Consider the following 4,772-nt stretch of genomic DNA (forward strand, 5'->3'; position numbering starts at 1 on the left):
ACGTTCGCCGATGGGGTGTTCGTACTCTCCGCGAATCGGTGCCGGTGGTCCGTGCGGTCGGTGCGGATGGGCCCCCGACGCCCGAATCGGTTGCCCGCGTGCATTGGTGAACCGCATCGAGTCGCGCCGGTCGGCGTTGCCGCTGATCCCGAGCCGGTGTCGGTGATGCATCCGATGGTGTCGCGGACACAAGGTGATCAGGTTGCAGGTGTCGGTCGACCCCCCGTCGGCCCAGTGCTCGATGTGATGGAGGGTCAGCGCGCGGGAAGCGGTACAGCCGGGAACCTGACACCGATGCTCATCACGACGCAGAACGGTGCGACGTGTCCGGTCCGGGATCGTGCGTTGTGAACGTCCGACCGACACCGGGATGCCGGTGCGTGAGAACACCGGATCGATCCGTCCGTCACAGGTGAGCAGACGCGCGATCGAGTCGGGAACGACGTCGCCCCGGTCGGTGCGGACGGTGGCATCGAGATCGAGATGGAGGTTCACCCGATACCGGTTGCGACGTGACGGGTCGGCGACCGCGTCGAGCGATCGCTGGGCCATCTCGACCAATGCATCGACGTCGGACACCACCCGGAGCTCCCGGTCGCTACCGCCGGGTGTCGAGCCGGTGGATGCTCCCCGGTTCTCACGCAGGAAGACGGCTTCGCGCGCTTCGTCGAGCGCCTGTCCGACGAGCTCGCCGAGATCGAGATCGAGGTTCGCGAACAGGTACCAACGTCCGTCGGCCCCGATGCCCGAGGACACGCGGTTCTCGTCGGGCTCGGGGCCGGGGCTCGTGGACGCAGGTTCGCCGTCGGCCACGCCGTTGTCGTTGTGGGCGTTGTTGTCGTTGTGGGCGTTGACCGCATCATCGTCGTTCGTCTCGACCGGTGGAGGGCCAGGCTCCCACTCCCAATCGGTCCGCTTGACCAGCCCGCGGATCTGGGTGACGGTGAGCCGCTTCGCCAACGACGTCACCTGTCCATCAGCCCACGCCGGGATCGTGCGGACGATCGGCATCAACTGGTCGAACGACAACTCGCCGGAACGCATCGCCTCGATCGCGACCGGGAGATCGTCGGCTCGCTCCGCCGCCGCAACCAGATTGGACGCGAACGTCGGCCCGATGCCGCAGCGCCACGCCAGATACTGCTGGGCGGTCCAGAGACCCTCGCCCTGCCAGTTGCGCGTGTCGGCGCGCAGCAACCAGGTCGTCAGATCGAGCAGGCGTCCGGTCTGTGCGTTCAGGTGCCCGGCGACGTCGTCACACAGTTCGTCGAACGAGTCGGCGTCGATCAGGTCCACAGGGCCAGTCGCCGGCTGATTCCCCCTCGGCTCGTCTCCACTCGACGAATTCATACCTCGATCGTACACCTGTTCGATCGATGAGTCAACCCGATCCGCGCGATTCAGCTCCACAACGTGACGTGCACGCGGGGCTTGAAGCGCGCGATGTTCGCGCCGCTCCCGGTGAGCATCGCCTGGATCGCCCGAGGTGTCGACACGAACCGGATGATCTCGTTCGCGAGCGGGCTCGCGTCGTCGCGACGCAGGGCGAAGGTCGCCCACACACCGTCGACCATCGCGCCGGGGACGTCGACGCGGACGAGACGCCCGTCGGCGAGCTCGGCCGTCGCCGAATGCGCTGGGCACAGAGCCACGCCGTGACCCTGACGCGCTTCGGTCAAGGCGGCCGCATGATTCGGGAAGATGCGCTGACGTGCCTCCGGGACACGAAAGTGCCGCAACATCCGACCGACGCTGCTCGTCGCATCGACCGCGGACGGCCCCAACAGCCATGTCGCCTCGGCCATCGCGGCGGGCTTCAACTTGCGTCCCGCGAGGGCGTGCTGCGCACCGACCACGGCAACGAGCTGGTAGCGGAGGAACTGCTTGGTGTGGATTCCGTCGCCGGCCGACTTCGCCTCCGGGCCGATCGCGACGTCGACGATCCGCGCCGTGATCAAGCGGGCGAACTGGTCCGGACTCCACTCGCTCACCTCGACCTGCAGATCGTCGGCGCGCGACGAGAACAACTCGATCAGCCCGGGAGCGGCGATCTCGCCGAACAACGACGACACCGCCACACGCAGCACCCGTTGACCCTCACCCGCGGCGCGGATCTCGTGCAGAGTTCGGTCCTGCAGACCGAGCATCTCCACCGCGCGCGCCGCCAGTCGCAGACCGCCGGGGGTGAAAGCGAGCCCCGAACCCGACCGGTGGAACAGGTCGTCGCCCAACTCCTTGCGCAACGCGGCGACGTGACTCGAGACCGCCGCCTCCGACACACCCAACTCACCGGCCGCACCACGTGAACTGCCGTGTCGAGCGATCGCCGCGAACGTGCGCAGCTGGGTCGGAGTCATCGACCCGGTCGACCCGATCGGAGGTCCACGGTCGTCCGCACGAACGCAACTTAACCATTTGGTTGAGTCGCGTTTGACGTGGGGTCGTCAACGGTGCAGTGTGCAGCCTCGGGGAACATCGTCGAGCACATCGACGTCGACAGACAGGGGTGGCCATGCAAGTACCGGCACCGTTCGAGTACGAACGGGCAACGAGCGTCGATCACGCGATCGCGCTCATGGAGCGACTCGGGGGTGAAGCCCGTCTCGTCGCCGGAGGCCACAGCCTCCTCCCGATGATGAAACTCCGGCTCGCCACACCCGAGTACCTGATCGACATCAACGACCTGGCACCCGAACTCGGGTACATCCGAGTCGAGTCCGGCGAGGTCCGCATCGGCGCGATGACGCGGCACCGCGAACTGCTCGAGAGCGACGAACTCGCCGCGGTGCTCCCGATCTTCCGCGACGCCGAGAAGGTGATCGCCGATCCGGTCGTGCGCAACCGCGGGACGCTCGGCGGATCGCTGTGCCAGGCCGACCCGTCCGAGGACCTCTCGGCCGTGTGCGACGCGATCGGCGCCTCGTGCGTGATCCGCGGAACGTCGGGCGAGCGAGTGGTGTCGATGCACGACTTCCACCGTGGCCCGTACGAGACGGCGGTCGCCGACGGCGAGATGCTGACCGAGGTCCGCATCCCGATCCGCCCGAACTCCGGCAGCGCCTATCACAAGGTCGAACGGCGGGCCGGCGACTGGGCCGTGGCCTCCGCCGGTGCGGCTGTGACGATGGAGGGCCAGAACGGATCGTCGGTGATCGTCGACGGACGGGTCGGACTGTGCGCCGTCGGACCGAACCTGACCAACGTCGAACCGATCTCCGCCGCCCTCCGCGGCAAGGCACCATCCGAAGAGCTCTACGCCGAGGTCGGCCAGATCGCGGCCGACAACGCATCACCATCGACCGACACCCGCGGGACCGCCGCCTACAAGACCCATCTCGCCAAGGAGCTGACGATCCGTTCGCTCCGCAAGGCCGTCGCCCGCGCGACCGGACAGGAGTAAGCCATGGAAGTTTCGATGAACGTCAACGGTGACGATGTCAGCGAGGACATCGAACCGCGCACCCTGCTGGTCCACTTCATCCGCGATCACCTCGGATTGACCGGAACCCACTGGGGATGCGACACCAGCAACTGCGGCACGTGCGTGGTCTGGGTCGACAACGAACCGGTCAAGAGCTGCACGACACTCGCGGTGATGGCCGGCGGGCACGACGTCCGCACCGTCGAGGGGATGGAAGTCGACGGGGTGCTCGACCCGGTCCAGGAGGGCTTCATCCAGTGCCACGGTCTGCAGTGCGGATTCTGCACACCGGGGATGATGCTCACCGCGCGCGCACTGCTCGACCGCAACCCCGACCCGACCGATGCCGAGATCCGCGAGGCGATCAGCGGCCAGATCTGTCGGTGTACGGGCTACGCCACCATCGTCCGCTCGATCCAGTGGGCGGCCGAGAAGGAACGGGAAACCCCCGTGGAAGTGGGTGCGTCATGACCGTCACCGAGAATCCGAGCACACCGCAGAGCGCCGAGGCGAACACGAACGAGGTTCCGACGCCGGACAACAACCTGAACGACCACAAGCCGAACGGCTTCGGGCGAATGCTGCGCAAGGAGGACCCACGCCTCGTGCGCGGACGCGGCCAGTTCTGCGACGACATCCAGATCAAGGGGATGTTGCACCTCGCGATCCTGCGCTCGCCGATGGCCCACGCGCGGATCGTCAGCATCGACAAGTCCGCTGCGGAGGCCCATCCGAAGGTCAAGGCGGTCGTCACCGGCGCCGACCTCGCCGAGCACAACCTGGCGTGGATGCCGACGCTGTCGAACGACGTGCAGGCCGTGCTCGCCACCGACAAGGTCCGCTTCCAGCACCAGGAAGTCGCGTTCGTCGTGGCCGAGGACCGGTACTCGGCGCGCGACGCGCTCGAGTTGATCGACGTCGAGTACGAATGGCTCGACCCGGTGATCGACGTCCGCAAGGCGCTCGAACCCGACGCTCCGATCATCCGCGACGATCTCGACGGCAAGACCGACAACCACTGCTTCGACTGGGAGGCCGGCAGCAAGGACGACACCGAGGCCGTGTTCGCCGATGCCCGCGAGAACGGCATCGTCGTCACCGAGGACATCGTCTACCCGCGTGTCCACCCGGCACCGATGGAGACGTGCGGATGCGTCGCCGACCTCGATCCGGTCTCGGGAAAACTCACGCTGTGGAGCACCACGCAGGCGCCGCACGCACACCGCACGGTGTACGCACTCGTCGCCGGACTGCCCGAACACAAGATCCGGATCATCGCCCCCGACATCGGCGGTGGCTTCGGCAACAAGGTGCCGATCTATCCCGGCTACGTCTGTGCGATCGTCGCGTC

5 protein-coding genes are annotated in these 4,772 nt (G+C 67.2%); 3 read left to right on the plus strand and 2 right to left on the minus strand.

Going from position 1 to position 4,772, the window contains the following annotated elements:
- Together WBV89_RS15650 and WBV89_RS15655 are read right to left on the minus strand one after the other, a co-directional pair.
- Nucleotides 1–1,350 (minus strand): HNH endonuclease (locus WBV89_RS15650; protein ID WP_423982281.1); only part of this gene is annotated, 1,350 nt, incomplete at its 3' end.
- A 50-nt stretch (nt 1,351–1,400) separates the two neighbouring features.
- Nucleotides 1,401–2,357 carry a LysR family transcriptional regulator gene (locus WBV89_RS15655; protein WP_423982282.1) on the minus strand — a complete coding sequence of 319 codons (957 nt, stop codon included), beginning with the start codon at nt 2,355–2,357 and terminating at the stop codon, nt 1,401–1,403.
- A gap of 155 nt (nt 2,358–2,512) precedes the next feature.
- Between WBV89_RS15655 and WBV89_RS15660 the strand changes: the two genes are divergently transcribed.
- From WBV89_RS15660 to WBV89_RS15670, 3 genes are all read left to right on the plus strand, one after another.
- Complete coding sequence (locus tag WBV89_RS15660) at nt 2,513–3,400, plus strand: FAD binding domain-containing protein (protein WP_423982283.1); 888 nt, start codon at nt 2,513–2,515, stop codon at nt 3,398–3,400.
- A 3-nt stretch (nt 3,401–3,403) separates the two neighbouring features.
- On the plus strand, nt 3,404–3,892 hold the full coding sequence (locus WBV89_RS15665) for a (2Fe-2S)-binding protein (protein WP_423982284.1): 489 nt from the start codon (nt 3,404–3,406) through the stop codon (nt 3,890–3,892).
- Nucleotides 3,893–3,999: 107 nt separating this feature from the next.
- The coding region (locus tag WBV89_RS15670; RefSeq protein WP_423982285.1) for a molybdopterin cofactor-binding domain-containing protein at nt 4,000–4,772 on the plus strand (773 nt) is incomplete at its 3' end.

It is taken from the genome of Ilumatobacter sp., from assembly GCF_049588435.1.
Lineage (GTDB): Bacteria > Actinomycetota > Acidimicrobiia > Acidimicrobiales > Ilumatobacteraceae > Ilumatobacter_A.

Excerpts from the sequence above, each read along its gene's own strand:
- WBV89_RS15655 (WP_423982282.1), bottom strand. The coding sequence starts at position 2,357 with ATGACTCCGACCCAGCTGCGCACGTTCGCGGCGATCGCTCGACACGGC.
- WBV89_RS15660 (WP_423982283.1), top strand. The coding sequence starts at position 2,513 with ATGCAAGTACCGGCACCGTTCGAGTACGAACGGGCAACGAGCGTCGAT.
- WBV89_RS15665 (WP_423982284.1), top strand. The coding sequence starts at position 3,404 with ATGGAAGTTTCGATGAACGTCAACGGTGACGATGTCAGCGAGGACATC.